The organism is Bacillus sp. G1(2015b), assembly GCF_001482475.1.
Lineage (GTDB): Bacteria > Bacillota > Bacilli > Bacillales > Bacillaceae > Bacillus > Bacillus safensis.
In genome coordinates this window covers 332,886-351,574 of sequence record NZ_LKIC01000004.1, presented here as the reverse complement: position 1 = coordinate 351,574, position 18,689 = coordinate 332,886, and the positions used below count along the sequence as shown (strand labels likewise).

At 41.2% G+C, this 18,689-nt stretch carries 18 protein-coding genes; 11 read left to right on the top strand and 7 right to left on the bottom strand.

Features of this window, described 5'->3' with window-relative positions; genetic code table 11:
* Positions 1-32 precede the first annotated feature (32 nt).
* Positions 33-1,652 carry an ABC-F family ATP-binding cassette domain-containing protein gene (locus AMR95_RS05340; RefSeq protein ID WP_058837766.1) on the top strand — a complete coding sequence of 540 codons (1,620 nt, stop codon included), beginning with the start codon at positions 33-35 and terminating at the stop codon, positions 1,650-1,652.
* A gap of 35 nt (positions 1,653-1,687) precedes the next feature.
* On the opposite strand, the gene AMR95_RS05335 is transcribed toward AMR95_RS05340, so the two are convergent.
* The 3 genes from AMR95_RS05335 to mreBH form a co-directional block, all read right to left on the bottom strand.
* The gene (locus AMR95_RS05335; protein WP_058837765.1) at positions 1,688-2,920 is read right to left on the bottom strand and encodes an aminopeptidase; all 1,233 of its coding nucleotides are present in this window, start codon (positions 2,918-2,920) and stop codon (positions 1,688-1,690) included.
* A gap of 107 nt (positions 2,921-3,027) precedes the next feature.
* Positions 3,028-3,159: a protein YkpC gene (locus AMR95_RS19200; protein ID WP_003210922.1), complete on the bottom strand. Its 132-nt coding sequence runs from the start codon at positions 3,157-3,159 to the stop codon at positions 3,028-3,030.
* Between the two features lie 74 nt (positions 3,160-3,233).
* Positions 3,234-4,241 carry a rod-share determining protein MreBH gene (mreBH, locus tag AMR95_RS05330; protein ID WP_024424745.1) on the bottom strand — a complete coding sequence of 336 codons (1,008 nt, stop codon included), beginning with the start codon at positions 4,239-4,241 and terminating at the stop codon, positions 3,234-3,236.
* Between the two features lie 276 nt (positions 4,242-4,517).
* Here mreBH and AMR95_RS05325 point away from each other — a divergent pair, with 276 nt between their 5' ends.
* The 5 genes from AMR95_RS05325 (at position 4,518) to ade (ending at position 9,791) form a co-directional block, all read left to right on the top strand.
* Positions 4,518-4,796 carry an AbrB/MazE/SpoVT family DNA-binding domain-containing protein gene (locus tag AMR95_RS05325; RefSeq protein WP_017359400.1) on the top strand — a complete coding sequence of 93 codons (279 nt, stop codon included), beginning with the start codon at positions 4,518-4,520 and terminating at the stop codon, positions 4,794-4,796.
* Between the two features lie 144 nt (positions 4,797-4,940).
* Positions 4,941-6,251 carry an ATP-binding protein gene (locus AMR95_RS05320; RefSeq protein ID WP_058837764.1) on the top strand — a complete coding sequence of 437 codons (1,311 nt, stop codon included), beginning with the start codon at positions 4,941-4,943 and terminating at the stop codon, positions 6,249-6,251.
* A 4-nt stretch (positions 6,252-6,255) separates the two neighbouring features.
* Positions 6,256-7,092, top strand: coding sequence for a gamma-glutamylcyclotransferase (locus AMR95_RS05315; RefSeq protein WP_058837763.1), 837 nt, complete (start codon positions 6,256-6,258; stop codon positions 7,090-7,092).
* 37 nt (positions 7,093-7,129) lie between these two features.
* Positions 7,130-7,798 (top strand): potassium channel family protein, encoded by a 669-nt coding sequence (locus AMR95_RS05310; protein WP_008345123.1) that lies wholly within the window; start codon positions 7,130-7,132, stop codon positions 7,796-7,798.
* A 262-nt stretch (positions 7,799-8,060) separates the two neighbouring features.
* Entirely contained in the window at positions 8,061-9,791 is a 1,731-nt protein-coding gene (ade, locus tag AMR95_RS05305) for an adenine deaminase (protein WP_058837762.1), read from the top strand.
* 92 nt (positions 9,792-9,883) lie between these two features.
* Here the strand turns inward: ade and rnjA are convergent, their stop codons facing one another.
* Both rnjA and AMR95_RS05295 read right to left on the bottom strand, forming a co-directional pair.
* Positions 9,884-11,551: a ribonuclease J1 gene (gene rnjA / locus AMR95_RS05300; RefSeq protein WP_012009818.1), complete on the bottom strand. Its 1,668-nt coding sequence runs from the start codon at positions 11,549-11,551 to the stop codon at positions 9,884-9,886.
* Between the two features lie 5 nt (positions 11,552-11,556).
* Positions 11,557-11,766, bottom strand: coding sequence for a DNA-dependent RNA polymerase subunit epsilon (locus tag AMR95_RS05295; RefSeq protein WP_008345114.1), 210 nt, complete (start codon positions 11,764-11,766; stop codon positions 11,557-11,559).
* A 398-nt stretch (positions 11,767-12,164) separates the two neighbouring features.
* Between AMR95_RS05295 and AMR95_RS05290 the strand changes: the two genes are divergently transcribed.
* Entirely contained in the window at positions 12,165-12,944 is a 780-nt protein-coding gene (locus tag AMR95_RS05290) for a Cof-type HAD-IIB family hydrolase (protein ID WP_058837761.1), read from the top strand.
* A gap of 38 nt (positions 12,945-12,982) precedes the next feature.
* On the opposite strand, the gene def is transcribed toward AMR95_RS05290, so the two are convergent.
* Together def and AMR95_RS05280 are read right to left on the bottom strand one after the other, a co-directional pair.
* Complete coding sequence (def, locus tag AMR95_RS05285) at positions 12,983-13,540, bottom strand: peptide deformylase (RefSeq protein ID WP_024424751.1); 558 nt, start codon at positions 13,538-13,540, stop codon at positions 12,983-12,985.
* Positions 13,541-13,651: 111 nt separating this feature from the next.
* Positions 13,652-13,831 (bottom strand): YjcZ family sporulation protein, encoded by a 180-nt coding sequence (locus tag AMR95_RS05280; protein WP_026050085.1) that lies wholly within the window; start codon positions 13,829-13,831, stop codon positions 13,652-13,654.
* Between the two features lie 233 nt (positions 13,832-14,064).
* Here AMR95_RS05280 and AMR95_RS05275 point away from each other — a divergent pair, with 233 nt between their 5' ends.
* The 4 genes from AMR95_RS05275 to AMR95_RS05260 all read left to right on the top strand — a co-directional run bounded on the left by AMR95_RS05275 (position 14,065) and on the right by AMR95_RS05260 (position 18,687).
* Positions 14,065-14,733 (top strand): YkyA family protein, encoded by a 669-nt coding sequence (locus AMR95_RS05275; protein WP_058837760.1) that lies wholly within the window; start codon positions 14,065-14,067, stop codon positions 14,731-14,733.
* A 409-nt stretch (positions 14,734-15,142) separates the two neighbouring features.
* On the top strand, positions 15,143-16,258 hold the full coding sequence (pdhA, locus tag AMR95_RS05270; RefSeq protein WP_024424754.1) for a pyruvate dehydrogenase (acetyl-transferring) E1 component subunit alpha: 1,116 nt from the start codon (positions 15,143-15,145) through the stop codon (positions 16,256-16,258).
* A gap of 3 nt (positions 16,259-16,261) precedes the next feature.
* Positions 16,262-17,239: a pyruvate dehydrogenase complex E1 component subunit beta gene (gene pdhB, locus AMR95_RS05265; protein WP_039178226.1), complete on the top strand. Its 978-nt coding sequence runs from the start codon at positions 16,262-16,264 to the stop codon at positions 17,237-17,239.
* A 107-nt stretch (positions 17,240-17,346) separates the two neighbouring features.
* Positions 17,347-18,687 (top strand): dihydrolipoamide acetyltransferase family protein, encoded by a 1,341-nt coding sequence (locus AMR95_RS05260; protein ID WP_058837759.1) that lies wholly within the window; start codon positions 17,347-17,349, stop codon positions 18,685-18,687.
* Positions 18,688-18,689 lie beyond the last annotated feature (2 nt).

The window sequence follows — 18,689 nt, the reverse complement described above, 5'->3', positions numbered from 1 at the left end:
ATAATGATGAATGAGTGATGGAGGATTAATAAATGATTGCAGTAAATAATGTTAGTTTGCGCTTTGCTGATCGTAAACTATTTGAAGAAGTAAATATTAAATTCACTCCTGGCAACTGCTACGGATTAATTGGTGCCAATGGAGCTGGTAAATCAACGTTCCTAAAGATTCTTTCTGGAGAAATTGAGGCTCAAACGGGTGATGTTCATATGAGCCCTGGTGAGCGTTTAGCGATTTTAAAACAGAACCACTTTGAATACGAAGAGTTTGAAGTGCTAAAAGTCGTCATCATGGGTCACAAACGTCTATATGACGTGATGCAGGAGAAAGATGCGATCTATATGAAACCTGATTTCTCAGATGAAGACGGGATTCGTGCAGCCGAGCTTGAAGGTGAGTTTGCTGAATTAAACGGATGGGAAGCTGAAAGTGAAGCAGCGATCCTATTAAAGGGTCTTGGCATTCCAGAAAGCCTTCAATCGAAGAAAATGTCTGAGCTTGGCGGTTCTGAAAAGGTAAAAGTACTTTTAGCTCAAGCTTTATTTGGCAAGCCTGACGTTCTTCTTCTCGATGAGCCAACGAACCACTTGGACTTACAAGCGATCCAGTGGCTCGAAGAGTTCCTCATTAACTTTGAAAATACCGTCATCGTCGTTTCGCATGATCGTCATTTCTTAAACAAAGTATGTACACATATTGCGGACCTTGATTTCGGAAAAATCCAAGTATACGTCGGTAACTATGACTTTTGGTATGAGTCCAGCCAGTTAGCGCTGAAACTAAGCCAAGAAGCAAATAAGAAAAAAGAAGAACAAATTAAGCAGCTTCAAGAATTCGTTGCCCGGTTTAGTGCGAACGCTTCTAAATCGAAGCAAGCGACATCAAGAAAGAAATTGCTTGATAAAATCTCTTTAGACGATATTAAGCCGTCTTCACGTAAATATCCATATGTTCATTTTGCGCCAGAGCGCGAAATCGGAAATGATGTCCTTCAAGTAGAAGGTCTATCAAAAACAATTGACGGTGTGAAAGTACTTGATAATGTCAGCTTTATTATGAACCGTGAAGATAAAATTGCGTTCTTAAGTCGTAATGAGCTTGCTGTGTCCACTTTATTTAAGATCCTTGCTGGTGAAATGGAGCCAGACAACGGATCATTTAAATGGGGTGTCACAACGTCACAAGCCTTTTTCCCGAAAGACAATAGTGAATATTTTGAAGGAAACGATGTTGATCTCGTTGATTGGCTTCGTCAATATTCTCCGAACGATCAAAGTGAGAGCTTCCTGCGTGGTTTCTTAGGACGTATGCTTTTCTCTGGGGAAGAAGTGAAGAAAAAAGCAAGTGTCTTATCAGGAGGAGAAAAGGTTCGTTGTATGTTATCAAAAATGATGCTGTCTGGAGCGAATATTTTGCTGCTGGATGAGCCAACGAACCACTTAGACCTAGAATCCATTACAGCGCTGAATAACGGCCTCATGAGCTTTAAAGGAGCAATGCTCTTCTCATCTCATGACCATCAGTTTGTTGAAACAGTCGCAAACCGAATTATCGAAGTGACGCCAAATGGCATCGTCGATAAACAAACAACATATGATGAGTTCTTATCAGATCAAGACATCCAAAAAAGACTTGAAGAGCTTTACGCATAACAAAGAAAAGACATCCATAGGATGTCTTTTTTTGATTAAATCGCCCAGTTTCCATTTCGGAAGATCGGTTCGCGTTTCCCGTCTTTTGTAATCCCGTCAATATTCATTTCCTTTGAACCAATCATGAAATCAACGTGTGTAATACTGCTGTTCACACCCGCTGCATCCAATTCTTCTCGTTTCATTTCTTTTCCGCCTTCGATATTAAACGCATATCCGCTGCCGATCGCAAGGTGATTTGATGCATTTTCATCGTAAAGTGTATTGTAATAAAGAATATTGGAATTAGAAATTGGTGAATCATCTGGTACGAGGGCAACCTCACCTAGATAATGAGAGCCTTCATCTGTTTCAACGAGAGATTTTAAAATATCTTCGCCTTCTTTTGCTTTCACATCCACAATCCGGCCATTTTCAAAGGTTAATGAAAATTCATCAATGATGTTTCCGGCATAGCTGAGCGGCTTAGTGCTTGAGACGGTCCCATTTACACCGTCTTTTTTCGGTACGGTAAAGACTTCTTCTGTCGGCATGTTGGCCATGAACGAGACGCCGCGTTCACTTACGCTGCCAGCACCTACCCAAATATGCTGCACTGGAAGCTCAATCGTTAGGTCTGTGCCCGGTGCTTCATAATGAAGCTTATGGTAGTGACGTTCATTGAGTATTTTGACCTTTTCATTTAATGACGCATCATGCTTTTTCCAAGCCTCAACAGGATCTGCTTGATCAGCGCGTGCGACTTTAAAGATTTGATCCCACAATAAAGTGACAGCTTCTTCATCTGTATGATCAGGGAAAATCTTTTTCGCCCATTCTTTTGATGCAGCACCTACGACCGTCCAAGCGACTTTGTCAGATTGAACGTATTGACGATATGTATGTAGTGCTGAACCAGCAGCTTTTTGCTGTGCAGCGATTTTTTTCGAATCAATGCCTCGCAGAAGGTCAGGGCTTTCTGACAGGATGGTAATAAAAGCACCGCCGCGTTTTGCGATGGTTTCCATCATCTGTGCTTCCCATTCTGGGAATTGCTCAAAGACATCCTGTGGCGCATGTTCAAATTTTAAACGGGTGAGAACACCATCACTCCAGCGGATATGTACGTTTTTCGCCCCGCGCTCATACGCGTGTTTCGCGACAAGACGAACAAGGTGTGCAGATTCAGTAAATGCGGATACAACTACTTCCTGCCCCTTTTGTACATTCACACCGACTTCAACGATGGTCTTGGCATATTGATCAAGTTGTTTTTCAAATGAACTCATAAAAAACCCTCCTTTAGTCATGTTCATCATATCAGATTTATGACCGAAAAGGAAAATGGGGAGCACGCTTAAAGCCAAAATAAAAAAGCCGCTTTCGTGCGGCTTTTTTAGCGGTTCAGTTGTTTCACAGGCTGTGCATTAGAAGGCGGCATATGTGAAAACGACAGGCTCATTCCTCCTAAAATAATACCCGTTAAAATGACTGTGACAACGACCCGTTTACCTAAATCAAGCAACATGTTCTTCCTCCTTCACGTTTATCCATTTCTCACGATATGATCGAAATGACGAAAAAAGAAGTAGAACAAGAAGATTATTTTAAAGTTTTTTGCAATTTGTCGATCACTTCTAATGAACGACCTGTTCCAATGGCAACAGACTCAAGTGGATTAGCTGCAATATGAACTGGAACAACAATCTCTTGAGAAAGCCATTCTTGAATTCCATTTAAAAGAGCGCCTCCGCCAGTTAAAATGACGCCGCGGTCTACAATATCTCCGCTTAGCTCTGGAGGGCTGTCCTCTAATGTGGCACGAATCGCTTCTAAAATATGAAGAAGTGATTCTCGCATGGCGCCTTGAATTTCATGAGAGACAAGTGTGATCGTTTTTGGCAGACCTGTTACAAGGTCGCGCCCGCGCACTTCTAATGATTCAGGCTCATGCTCAATAAGACCATACCCAATTTCCATTTTCACCTGCTCGGCAGTCCGTTCGCCGATTAATAGGTTATATTTCTTTCTGACAAACGTAATGATATCTTCATCCAGCTGATCGCCGCCAATTCGGATCGAATGACAAGAAACAACGCCGCCAAATGAAATAATCGCAACTTCTGTTGTTCCGCCGCCAATATCGACTACGACGTTCGCAACAGGCTCGTCTACCGGAAGATCAGCACCGATTGCAGCTGCAACAGGTTCTTCAATTAAATGCACATGTTTTGCTCCGCAGTTTTTCACAGCATCGCTGATGGCGCGGCGCTCAACAGCGGTTGAACCAGAAGGTGTACATACAACGACAGTTGGCTTCCTGAAGGTAAACCCGATATTTTTTCCTGCTTTTTTCATGATTTGTTTAAGTAAATCTGTTGTCATATCATAATCAGCGATAACACCGTCTTTCATCGGACGGATCGCAACAATTTTCCCAGGTGTTTTCCCGATCATTTCTTTTGCTTCTGATCCGACGGCAAGTACAGTCTTTGTTTCTGTATCGACTGCCACGACGGACGGTTCATTTAAAATAATTCCCTTATTTTTACTATAAACCAATATGTTAGCTGTTCCTAAATCAATTCCAATTTCGGCATTTTGAAACATGTTTTCACCCAATCTCTATTTTTGCTGTTTTAAACAATTTTACATTTAAAAGTTCAGAGGGTTGATGTCATTTGTGGGGGTTTGTGATCACCTTGAAATGAATCTGTAAAATTCAAGTATCATTTTGACAATCACAATAAATTTTCCCTTTGTTTTTTCTTTTATGAAAAAAATTTTTATAGAGGAGAAACCTTTTCAGAATCTCTTACGTCTACGATATATCAATTGGTGAAAAACAGATTGATCTTGAGCTAATGAAAGAAAGAGGGAACGAAATTGAAATCTATCGGAGTCGTAAGAAAAGTAGACGAACTAGGGCGTATTGTCATGCCAATCGAATTGAGAAGAGCACTTGATATCGCTATTAAAGACAGTATGGAATTTTTTATAGATGGAGATAAAATCGTCTTGAAAAAATATCAGCCAGAGGGTGTTTGTCTCATGACTGGTGAGATTACATCAGAGAACCATGAATACGGAAATGGTCAAATTACATTAAGCGCTGAAGGCGCAGAACTGCTGTTAAAAGAGCTGCAAGAAGCTCTTCAGCAGTAATTGAAATAGCCTGATCTCTTCCTTTGTGCTGAGAACAGGCTATTTTTCTTTAAAAAAGTTCCTTAAAAATGCCCCATCTCCCTCAAAAAATAAGTGGAAAATGGTACAATTGACAAAGAATCTCAGGGCGGCAGGTGGAATCATTTGAACAAAACATATCAAGTGCGGATCGTGTTATCTGTTCTTGCATTTATCTTAATCATAAGCTGGGATTTCTTTTATTATCTAGGCGGCTATCAAATTAATTGGCCGCTCGATTTAGCCTTTACAGTCGTTGTGTTAGCAGGGATCTGGGTTGTCTCAGGGTATGTAGACCGCTTGACTTTGCTTGTGTCAGATCTAAATAAAAGAGAAAAAGAAGCACACGAACTGACAGAGCGGCTGAATCGAATTACAGATAACTTGCAGGAAATCGTCTTTGAAACAGATGAAAAAGGGCACATCATTTTCTTAAATCAAGCATGGAAACAAATGACCGGCTATGACATAGATGAATGTCTAGGTACGATGTACAATCAGTACTTTGATCAAGAAGAAAGAGTTATTCAGCATTTGTCATCTGTCATCAAAGAGCATAAAGATTCAGGACGGATCGAGCTCCAGCTTCTTCATAAAGAGGGAAAGAAAGTATGGGGAGACGTTCATTATAAGCTCTACTTTGATGAAGAGCACCAGTTTACTGGAGGTATAGGAACAGTTGCAGATATTACAAAACAAAAGCTGGCAAAGCTTGAGCTTGAAAGGTCAAATCAACAATTGCAAATGCAGGCGCAAAAGCTGGCCGTTGCAGGACAAATCGCCGCTGGAATCGCCCATGAAGTCAGAAATCCGCTGACCTCAGTAAACGGCTTTTTGCAGCTAATGAAAACTCAATATCCTGAAAGAACCGATTATTTTGACATTATCTTTTCCGAAATTAAACGGATTGATTTTGTTTTAAGTGAACTGCTTGTGCTGGCAAAGCCGCAGTCGGTCCATTTTCAAGAAGTTCAGCTTCATGGACTGTTAGAGCAGGTCATTACATTGCTAAAAACCAATGCAGTCCTTTCGAATATTGATCTCAAACAGCCATTTAAAAAGCAGGATGCCGGAGCTATATTAGCAGACGCTAACCAAATGAAGCAGCTGTTCATTAATTTAATCAAAAATGCCATTGAGGCAATGCCTGAAGGCGGCAGCATATACATATCAACAGAAAAAGTGATGAACGAATGGAAAATTACCATTCAAGATGAAGGAAAAGGGATGTCTGAAGAGGATATTCAGAAAATCTATGATCCTTTCTTCTCCACGAAAACAGAAGGGACGGGACTTGGCCTCACCATCTGTGCAACGATTTTAAAAGATCATCACGGTAGGATGGATGTGGTCAGTGAGCTGGGAAAAGGTACAACTTTTCATATCTATTTACCTGTGTGTCAAAAAAGCAGACAGCAGCAAGGCGAGAGGACGTGATTTCATGAAGGCGAAAGCTTTATTTGTATATGGGACGCTTCTGCAGCATGAAGAACACCACGAGACATATATGAAAGAAAGCAGACCATTAGCTAAATCAGCTTGGATCAGCGGCAAAATCTATGATACAGGTCAAGGATACCCTGCGTGCGTTCCAGAAGAAACAAGCACAGTATATGGAGAATTGTACGAGGTAACCGCAAGCACGCTGAATAAGATAGATTTACTTGAGGAAGGGTATGACAAGCAGGTGGTCGATGTCATGACAGACCGGGGGCTGGTGGCGGCTATTACATACACTTTACCAAAACAGAAGGCATCAGCGCTGAAGGAAATCGAGACTGGCTGCTGGAAGGAATATAGACTATGGCAGCAGAGGCCGGCATCCTTCTATTATTTTGCCTATGGCTCTTGTATGGATGATGCAAGATTTAAACTGGCAGAAGTCGATCATTATTTTAAACAAATCATCGGCGGTGGTGCTCTGAACGGCTTTACAACTAGATTTACATTGGTGAGGCCTGATGGGTCAAGAGCCGATATGGTAGAAGACGGCGGAGAAACAGAGGGCGTTTTATATGAGGTTCCTTTTGATGCCATTCGATATTTGTACAAACGAGAAGGCGTATATGAGGGCACATATCGTCCAGCTTTTGTGGATGTTAAAATAGGTGACCAAATATATGAGGACTGTTTAACCTTTCTTGTTCTTCAAAAGAGCGAAGAAATTGCTCCACCAGGTCATTACCGTAGTGAAATTGAAAAAGGAGCAGACCTTTACTTAAGTGAAGCGTTCTGTAAAAAAATTCGCTCGCATATGGATTCATTAATCAAACCGTAGTAAAATGCATGGTAAGTGAGATAAAAGGAGTCTGAACATGAAAAAGGAATATGCAGTCATTGGTCTTGGACGCTTTGGCGGAAGTATTTGCAAAGCGCTGAGCGAAGAAGGACTTGAAGTCATGGCCATGGATATGAATGAAGATCGAGTGAACGAATACGCGAAAATTGCTTCACATGCGGTCATTGGCGATTCGACAGACGAATCGGTTTTAAAAAATCTCGGTATTCGTAATTTTGATCATGTCATCGTTGCGATTGGTGAAAACATTCAGGCCAGTATTTTGACGACGATTATGCTGAAAGAGCTTGGCGTCAAAATGGTCACAGTAAAGGCACAAAACGACTATCACGAAAAGGTACTAAATAAAATTGGGGCCGATCGCATCGTTCATCCAGAGCGAGACATGGGCAGACGAATTGCACATAAGATCATCTCCAACAACGTATTAGATTATCTTGAGCTGTCAGATGAGTACAGCCTCATTGAAATCGTTGCCAACAGCAGGCTTGCAGGGCATTCTCTTTTAGATCTCGATATTAGAGCGAGATATGGCATTAATATTGTGGCGATAAAGCGTGGAAAAGAAGTGATTGTTTCACCACTCGCAGATGAAATGATACAAAAAGAAGATATTCTGATTGTCATCGGGGCAGTAGCCGATATTGGACGCTTTGAAAAACGAGAAATGCAGAACGATTATTAAACACTCCGGAGCGGGGTGTTTTTTATATTGTTGTGTACACACAGGACGGACAGTGAGGAGAGAAGAAGACACTAAAAAAGGGCTATTTTGTTCTGCATAAACAGCAAAAGCCAATCATCATATTTTTCGTGCAATTATCACTATTCAGAAATAAAAATCAGCCTTTTTATCTGGATGATTTTCTCTAAATGTCATTGACTGGGCAAACAGATTCGTTTACGATAAGAAACATTATATTGTTTACTTGGAGGAGGCAGTGTCGTTGGATAAGGAGCTTTTCAGACATCAAATTGAAGTAGCTGCAAAGAGAAAAAAAGCAGCCCTAGTGATTAAACATGCGAAGGTTATGGACGTGTTTAACCAGGAATGGATAGACGCTGATGTCGCTGTTGAAAATGGACAAATAGTAGGGATTGGAGAGTATGAGGGAGAACAGGAGCTGGATGCAGCAGGTCAAATGCTTGTACCCGGTTTTATTGATGGCCACGTTCATATCGAGTCCTCTATGGTGACCCCTGCTGAATTCTCCAAAGCTGTCGTCTCGCACGGTGTGACAACTGTCGTAACAGACCCGCATGAAATTGCCAACGTGTCAGGGATCTCAGGCATCCGTTTTATGCTGGAAGAAGCGAGAAAAGTTGCCTTAAATATTTATTTCATGCTGCCATCCTGCGTACCGGCAGTTAGTTTTGAACGATCAGGTGCTGTTTTAAAAGCGAAAGATTTAAAACCTTTGTATCAAGAGAAAGAGGTTCTTGGTCTTGCTGAGGTGATGGATTACGTCGGTGTAGAGCAGGCAGAAGAAGATATGCTTCAAAAGCTGCTTGATGCACAAAACGAACATAAACTGATTGATGGCCATCTAGCAGGCTTAACAGACCGATTAATAAACGTTTACCGCACAGCAAGTGTCCAAACAGATCATGAGGTAACAACAGCCAGCGAAGCCCTTGAACGTGTAAAACGAGGCATGTATGTCATGCTAAGAGAAGGCTCTGTTGCCAAAAACGTGAAAAACGTTTTACCAGCTGTGAATGAAAAGAATGCGAGACGCTTTTTCTTTTGTACCGATGATAAACATTTAGATGATTTAATGTCGGAGGGAAGTATTGACGAACAAGTACGTATGTCTATAAAAGAAGGGTTAGACCCATTTTTAGCGTATCAAATGGGAAGTTTAAACGCAGCAGAGTGTTTTGGCCTCAAAACAAAGGGAGCCATTGCGCCAGGCTTTGATGCTGATTTTATGCTCGTCTCTGATCTTCATCAAGTCGACATCACCAGCGTATTTATTGCAGGAGAATTGGTGGCGCAGCATGGAGAGTACAAGCCAAGTGTCGAAAAAATTGCACCGAGTCCAGCATTATTACAATCTGTTCATACTATAGACGTTCAAGAGCAAGATCTGGCACTGCCTATCACAGCTCATCAAAAAATGAATGTGATCCGCATTATTCCGAATCAGCTAGAAACAAAATTAGAACAAGTCTCTCCTTCAGAAACGAACGGACAATTCACTAGTGATACAGAAAGAGATGTATTAAAAATGGTGCTTGTCGAACGCCATCAAGGCTTATCTGAAATGGGGATAGGGGTTGTCAGCGGCTTTGGATTAGAAAAGGGCGCAATTGCAACAACGGTTGCGCATGATTCTCACAATTTAATTGCGGTTGGCACAAATGATGCTGATATCGTAAAAGCCATTGACGTGTTAAAAGAAGCAGGCGGCGGTTTGACTGTTGTCAAAAATGGCGAGTCTCTTCATACGCTGCCATTACCGATATCTGGTTTACTTTCAGATCAGCCGGCACATCTTGTAAATGAAAGCCTTCATGCGCTCCATGAAGCGTTAAAAGAAACAGGCTTTAATTTAGACTTTAATCCATTTTTGACGCTGTCCTTCTTGGCACTCCCAGTCATTCCTGATGTGAAAATGACGACAAAGGGTTTGTTTGATGTCAGAAGCTTTCAGCATCTCCCAATTCAATCATAAAAAAGAGAAACCGCATATGTATATATGCGGTTTTTTCAATGAATGGTGAAAAAAAGAGACACAGCCAAGCGGCTTGTGTCTCTTTTTTGTGATTACACTTCCATAATAATCGGTAAGATCATTGGACGGCGTCTTGTTTTTTCATAAAGGAAAGGTGCAAGAGTGTCAGTAATTTCGTTCTTGATTTCAGACCACTGAGTTGTCTTACGTTCCATTACTTTTTCAAGATGCTTTGAAATTAAATCCTGTGCATCGTTGATAAGGTCTCCAGATTCTCTCATGTAGACAAAACCTCTTGAGATCAAATCAGGTCCAGCAGAGATTTTGAATTCTTTCATGTCCATGCTGACGACTACTATGACAAGACCCTCTTCAGAAAGAATGCGGCGGTCTCTTAAAACGATGTTTCCGATATCGCCAATACCGCTTCCATCGATATACACGTTGCCTGATGGAATTTTGCCAGCGACACTTGCTTCGTCACCTTTCAGTGCAAGAACTTCACCGTTATCCATGATAAAGCAGTTTTCCTCAGGGATGCCGCAGTCATTCGCAAGCTTGATATGCGTTTTTTGCATGCGGTATTCACCGTGAATCGGCATAAAGAATTTTGGTTTAATTAAACGGAGCATCAGTTTTTGTTCTTCTTGTCCGCCGTGACCAGATGTATGAATATTATTAAGCGAGCCATGAATGACCTCAGCGCCTGCACGATAAAGCTGGTTAATGGTGCGGCTTACGCTAATATTGTTACCTGGGATTGGTGAAGATGAGAAGACAACAGTGTCTCCAGGGTTAATCGAAATCTGGCGGTGAGTACCGTTCGCAATACGAGAAAGAGCTGCCATCGGTTCACCCTGGCTACCAGTACAAAGAATGGTTACTTTGTTTGCTGGAAGGCGGTTGATTTCATTATGTTCGATAAACGTGTTTTTTGGACATTTAATATAGCCAAGATCTTGTCCAATATCAATAGCAGACTCCATACTGCGTCCAAATACAGCGACTTTTCTGCCGTTGGCAACAGCAGACTCAATCACTTGCTGAAGTCTGTGAATGTTTGAAGCAAACGTGGCAAAGATGATACGTCCGTCGACTTTTCTAAAGATGTCATCAATGCTTTCACCTACGCGTCTTTCAGACATCGTAAATTCTGGGATTTCACTGTTTGTACTATCAGATAAAAGACAAAGTACGCCTTCTTTTCCGATCTCAGCCATTTTGGTTAAATTGGCAGGCTCGCCAACAGGAGTAAAGTCAAACTTGAAATCACCTGTATGTACGATGTTACCAGGAGGTGTCTTGACGACAATTCCATAAGAATCTGGAATACTGTGTGTCGTTCTAAAGAAAGACACAGCTGTTTTTCTAAATTTGATGGTATCTTCTTCTTCAAAAATGTGAAGTTTTGTTTGTCTCAAGAGACCATGCTCTTCCAATTTATTACGAAGTAGGCCGATTGCGAGTTTGCCGCCGTAAACTGGAATATTCACTTGCTTGAGAAGGTAAGGGATACCGCCGATGTGATCTTCATGTCCGTGAGTGATGAAAAGACCTTTGATTTTATCTTCGTTTTTAACTAAGTACGTATAGTCAGGGATGACGTAGTCAATTCCAAGAAGCTCATCTTCAGGAAACTTAATACCAGCATCAATTAAAATGATTTCATCTTGAAATTGAACGCCATACGTGTTTTTACCGATCTCGCCTAAACCGCCGAGCGCAAAAACTGCCGCCTGATCGTTTTTTACAAATTTCATTCCTCTCATAGCTCCAATACTTTAAAATTTTCACTTTCTCGTTCATAGTCTAAAAAAGCACCGTCTACAGGCTGAATGAATTCAATGTTGTAGTTATGTTTTTTCAACTTATCGCGTACGTCTCTTTCAGAAACCGCTTCAACGTATAGTGAATCTGTGTGTTCTCTTACAGGTACCTCAGTAGTACTTGCCTGAAAAAATACCTTATATATCATCCAAATCTCTCCTTAAATACCGTATGTTACACTCGCTTATTCTATTATATTAAAAAAACGCGCATAAGAAAAGTCTCTGAGAAAAAAGGACCTTCGGCAAATGTGCGAAAGATCCCTTTAAGCAATCGATTTTTTACGAAGCATGTCCTTCCATTGTCTTCGAATTTTCTTGCGCAGACGACGAAGCATCACAGGCCGCCTCCTTTCGGTTTAAAGTAAGCTTAAACAGCGTATTCCGATCTCTCTATATACTTGTATTATATGATGTTTCCAATGAATGTTACATGGATATATGTGGGAAAATAGGCGTTTTCAAAAGGATTTGGTTTCGAAAGCGAAAATCTTTCTGTATGATGAAAGGGAGTGTGTATACATAACAAAGGGCAGGAGGGCGAGATATGAATAAAAAAGTCATCTTCTTTGATATCGATGGTACTTTATATGATCATGATAAAAAAATACCTGAGTCAACGAAGCGAGCGGTTCATTTATTAAAAGAAAAAGGTCATCATCTCTTTATTGCATCTGGGCGTTCTCCTTTTCTGATTCAGCCCATTTTAGAAGAATTAGGGCTTGACTCATTCATTGCTTATAACGGTCAGTATGTCATGTATGAGGGAGATGTTATTTACGGTAATCCGCTGAAGCAGGAGTTAATGGAGCGAATTTATGAGACAGCGGATCGTCATGATCATCCGCTTGTTTTTATGGGAGAAGAAACGATGAAGGCGTCTGTGCCGAACCATCCGTTTATCCATGAAGGAATCGGTACTTTAAAAACAGAGCATCCTGAGCACGATTTGTCTTTCTTTAAAGAAAACGACATTTTTCAAATGCTGTTATTTTGTAAGGCAGAAGAGGAAGAGCAATATAAGGCATTCTACAATGAGATTGACCTTGTCAGATGGCATGAGCTGTCAACAGATGTTCTGCCAAAAGGCGGATCAAAAGCTGAAGGAATCAAACGAGTCATCGAAAGACTTCCTTACGATCAAAAGGATACCATTGCCTTTGGAGACGGACTGAACGATAGAGAAATGATTTCGTTTGCTGGAACAGGCGTTGCGATGGGAAATGCTGTGAGTGAACTGAAAGCATTGGCTGATTTTGTGACAAAGCCAGTAGATGAGGACGGCATATTCCATGCAGTGACCCATCTTGGCCTTATTGAAGAATAAAAAAGAAGACCCTTAGATGTGGGGTCTTCTTTTTTATGTTATGATCTGCCAATCGCAACAGAGTTTTCTGGCTCAGCGAATGGCTGATCCTTTTGAATATGATCATAAAACATAATGCCATTTAAATGGTCAATTTCATGCTGAAAGACAATAGCAGGGAATCCTTTTAGACGGATATCAATGTCCTCTCCTTCAAGCGTTGTGGCCTTGACCCTGATTTTTTGATATCGAGGAACAAATCCAGGGATGGCTTCATCAACTGATAAACAGCCTTCACCAGTAGCTAAATAAGCTCTTTTGACTGAATGACTGACAATACGCGGGTTGAACAGAGCATAGCTGTATTCTTCTCCGTCTTCATCCTCACAGTGAACTGCGATCATCCGTTTACTAATATTGATCTGCGGAGCAGCTAATCCAACGCCGGGTCTTAGTCCGTATTTTTCAGCAATGTCAGCATCCTGACTGTTTTTGACGAATTCGATCATGTCAGCTAATTGCTGTTTTTCCTCCTCTGTCGGCGGGAGCTCGACCGCTTCAGCTGTTTGTCTTAAGACGGGATGTCCGTCCCTTACGATATCATCCATGGTAATCACAAAACTTCACTCCTATTTCCTTTGTATGTAAAGTATATAAAATGATACACAACATATGCAATGAAATAAAGAAGACCGGTCCTTTGAGACCGGTCAGAGGCTTAAACAGCCTTAGCAGCAGCCACCGCCGCCTAAGAATGCTGCGCCAACGATGATTAATAGGATGAAAAGCACAACGATTAAAGCGAATGTACGTCCGCCGCCGTATCCGCATCCGTATCCACCGCCATAACTTGGGTAACAACAGCCGCCGCCGTATCCATACCCGTAACCGCCGTATCCACCATACATACTTCCATGACTATAATTAGACATACTTTTGACCTCCTTTGGAAATACACTCAGCCTCTCATAAGTGAAGGCGAAGCGTGTAATATAAACTATGTATGAATGCACTATTTGTATAGTCATGAGCCTATTGCTTGAAAAAAATCTTCTCCGTCTCATCTGACTGACCTCTTTTCTTGTCACAAACGCCTATAAAAATTATAGTGGTATGTGGAGATGTAAAGGGGGACCTTGTGATGAGACAGATGAAAAGAAGCATGAAAGCAGGTGCTGCTTTAGCGGGGATATGTACCCTTTTGCTGACAGGATGCGGAGGTCAAAATCCATTCAATGACATGCAGGATGCGATGACGAAAATGAGTGAAAAAGAAGCTTCCTTCGAAAAAGAGCAAGGTGCACTGCAAAGCTATGAGAAAAAAGAGCAGAAGCTGTATACAAAAATGATTCAAACAACAAAGGACCATACAAAAACAGTGTCAAGCCTTTCTGATCAGGCATTAGCATCGGCAGCGAAACGAGAAGAACATTTAAAAACAGAAAAAGACAGCATGGATGAATCGAAAAAAGAATTGAATACGGTAAAGGAATCTGCCGCACGATTGCAAGATGCCGAGTTAAAAGAGAAAGCAGATCAAACAGTCAAATCGATCGAGAAACGATATGCATCATATGATCAGCTATACAAGGAGTATCAAAAGGCGCTGAAACAAGATCAGCATTTGTATCAATCTTTTAAGAAAAAGGATCTAGGATATGAAGAGCTGAAGTCTAAGCTGAAGACCGTCAATCGTTCATATAGCAAAGTCAGAAAAGAAAGTAAGAAGTTCAATCGATATACAGATCAATTGAATGATCATAAAAAGGCTTTGTATAAAGCAGCAGAACAAGAGTCAAAAAAGAGCTGAAAAACAGCTCTTTTTTTATTTTTCGACAAAAACAAACATTTTCTATTGTAGTACAGTAGTACACTCTATACTAGTACAGATTAGGTTGTTTGTTAAACAGATTGATACAGTTCACCATAAAAAGTAAAGCGAATACATTTATTTAAATAAAGCCGTTAAATCAATTGACGGACTATTTTTCTTGTTGTAAACTATTCCTTGTTAACAGAAGTTGTATTAGTTTTTTGTGAACTATCGTTAATACAGTTAGAAGGACTCAAAAAAGAGTGGTCAACCTATGTTTCGACAACGATCTTAGTGGCTATTATATACAGGAGTCATATGAGTATTTTGGGTTATCCTATATCTGTATGTATAAATGGATTCACGACAAATGGACTGTTAAAAGAAAGGAAGAGGTGACTTTAGAATGGCTGCAAAAACAAAAAAAGCAATTGTTGATAGCAAAAAGCAATTTGATGCCATCAAAAAGCAGTTTGAAACGTTTCAAATTTTAAACGAAAAAGGCGAAGTCGTAAACGAAGCGGCAATGCCGGATCTTTCAGATGACCAATTAAAAGAATTAATGCGCCGTATGGTGTTTACACGTGTATTAGATCAACGTTCAATTTCATTGAACCGTCAAGGACGTCTTGGCTTCTATGCGCCAACAGCTGGACAAGAGGCTTCTCAGCTTGCAACTCACTTTGCACTTGAGAAAGAAGATTTCATTCTTCCAGGATATCGTGATGTACCACAATTAATCTGGCATGGTCTTCCGCTAACAAAAGCATTCTTGTTCTCTCGCGGACACTTTGTTGGTAACCAAATGCCTGAAGATGTGAATGCACTTTCACCGCAAATCATTATCGGTGCACAAATCATTCAAGCTGCTGGTGTAGCTCTTGGTTTGAAAAAGCGCGGTAAAAAAGCTGTTGCAATCACTTACACTGGTGACGGTGGAGCTTCACAAGGTGATTTCTACGAAGGTATTAACTTTGCAGGGGCTTACAAAGCGCCAGCGATTTTTGTTGTCCAAAACAACAGATATGCGATCTCTACACCTGTTGAAAAGCAGTCTGCTGCACAAACAATTGCACAAAAAGCAGCTGCAGCTGGTATCGTAGGCGTACAAGTTGACGGTATGGATGCATTAGCTGTTTATGCAGCAACTGCTGAAGCTCGTGAGCGCGCTGTAAATGGTGAAGGTCCAACATTAATCGAAACTCTTACATTCCGTTACGGCCCACATACAATGGCTGGTGACGATCCAACAAGATATCGTACAAAAGAAGATGAAAACGAGTGGGAGCAAAAAGATCCATTGGTACGCTACCGCAAATTCTTGGAAAACAAAGGCCTATGGTCTGAAGAAGAAGAGAATAAAGTGATCGAAGATGCAAAAGAACAAATCAAACAAGCGATCAAAGAAGCTGACGAACAGCCTAAGCAAAAAGTCACTGACTTGATCGAAAACATGTACGATGTGAAACCATTCAACTTAGTTGAACAGCTTGAAATTTACAAACAGAAGGAGTCGAAGTAAGCCATGGCGCAAATGACAATGATTCAAGCGATCACTGATGCGTTACGCACAGAACTGAAAAATGACGAAAACGTTCTCGTTTTCGGAGAAGACGTTGGTAAAAACGGCGGCGTATTCCGTGCGACTGAAGGATTGCAAAAAGAGTTTGGTGAGGATCGTGTATTCGATACTCCACTTGCTGAATCTGGTATTGGCGGTCTTGCAATTGGCCTTGGACTACAAGAATTCCGCCCAGTAATGGAAATTCAATTCTTCGGATTCGTTTACGAAGTATTAGATTCTGTTTCTGGACAAATGGCTCGTATGCGTTACCGTTCTGGCGGACGCTGGCATTCTCCAGTGACAATCCGTTCTCCATTCGGTGGAGGAGTTCACACACCTGAGCTTCACGCTGACAGCTTAGAAGGTCTTATCGCACAACAGCCTGGTATCAAGGTTGTCATTCCTTCAACACCTTATGATGCAAAAGGACTTTTAATTTCTGCAATTCGTGACAACGATCCTGTAGTGTTCCTTGAGCATATGAAACTTTATCGTTCTTTCCGTCAGGAAGTTCCTGAAGAAGAGTACACAATTGAAATCGGTAAAGCTGACGTGAAACGTGAAGGTACTGACCTTTCAATCATCACTTACGGTGCAATGGTTCACGAATCACTAAAAGCTGCTGAAGAGCTAGAAAAAGAAGGCGTTTCTGCTGAAGTTATCGACCTTCGCACAGTAAGCCCGCTTGATATTGAAACAATCATCGCTTCTGTTGAAAAAACAGGCCGTGCGATCGTTGTTCAAGAAGCACAAAAACAAGCTGGTATTGCTGCAAACGTAGTAGCTGAAATCAATGACAGAGCGATCCTTAGCCTGGAAGCACCAGTACTTCGTGTAGCTGCACCTGATACTGTATTTGCTTTCTCTCAAGCTGAGAGCGTATGGCTTCCAAACCATAAAGATGTACTTGAAACAGCGAAAAAAGTTCTTGAATTTTAATTAAATGACAGAGGGGAAAAGAATTTATTTCTCTTCCCCTTTATCAATTACATGACCGTGTAAACATACACAACAAGGGTTCAACAAAATCTAGGAGGCGAAAAACAGTGGCATTTGAATTTAAACTTCCGGACATCGGAGAAGGTATCCACGAAGGTGAGATCGTTAAGTGGTTTGTTAAACCAAACGACGAAATTAATGAAGATGACGTTTTAGCAGAGGTACAAAATGATAAAGCAGTTGTAGAAATTCCTTCACCTGTTAAAGGAAAAGTATTAGAATTAAAAGTTGAAGAGGGAACAGTTGCAACTGTAGGACAAACAATCATTACGTTTGATGCACCTGGTTACGAAAATCTTCAATTTAAAGGCAGCGAAGAAGAAGGCGAAGCAAAAACTGAAGCTCAAGTACAAGGTACTGCTGAAGCTGGTAACGAGCCAGAGAAGAAAGAAGTAGCACAAGAAGAAGCGGCAGCAGCAACTGGTGCAGGCGCACAAGAGCAAGTAGATGCTGATCCAAACAAACGCGTGATCGCTATGCCATCTGTACGTAAATATGCTCGTGAAAAAGGCGTTGAAATTTACAAAGTTGCAGGTTCTGGTAAAAACGGACGTGTGTTAAAAGAAGATATCGACAGCTTCGTTAATGGTGGTTCTGCAGCTCCAGCAGCAGCACCTCAAGCAGCTGAAAGTGCGAAAGAAGAAGTAGCTCCTAAAGCGGCAGCAGCTCCAGTTCTTGAAGGAGAATTCCCAGAAACTCGCGAGAAAATGAGCGGAATCCGCAAAGCAATCGCGAAAGCAATGGTGAACTCTAAGCATACAGCTCCTCACGTAACATTAATGGATGAAGTTGATGTAACAAACCTTGTTGCACATCGTAAACAATTCAAACAAGTTGCAGCTGATCAAGGAATCAAGTTAACTTACTTGCCTTACGTTGTAAAAGCTTTAACTTCTGCTTTGAAAAAGTACCCAGTACTTAACACTTCTATCGATGATAAAACAGATGAAGTTGTGCAAAAGCATTACTACAACATCGGAATTGCAGCTGACACTGAAAAAGGCTTGCTAGTTCCAGTTGTGAAAAATGCAGATCGCAAAGCGATTTTCGAAGTTTCTAACGAAATCAATGAGCTTGCAACAAAAGCACGTGATGGTAAATTGGCTCCAGCTGAAATGAAAGGTGCATCTTGCACAATCACAAACATCGGTTCTGCTGGTGGACAATGGTTTACTCCAGTCATCAACCACCCAGAAGTAGCGATCCTTGGTATTGGCCGTATCGCTGAAAAAGCGGTTGTTCGTGATGGCGAAATCGTTGCAGCTCCAGTCTTAGCTCTTTCCCTAAGCTTTGACCACCGTATGATTGACGGAGCTACTGCGCAAAATGCCCTTAACCACATCAAGCGTTTATTGAATGATCCACAATTAATTTTAATGGAGGCGTAATG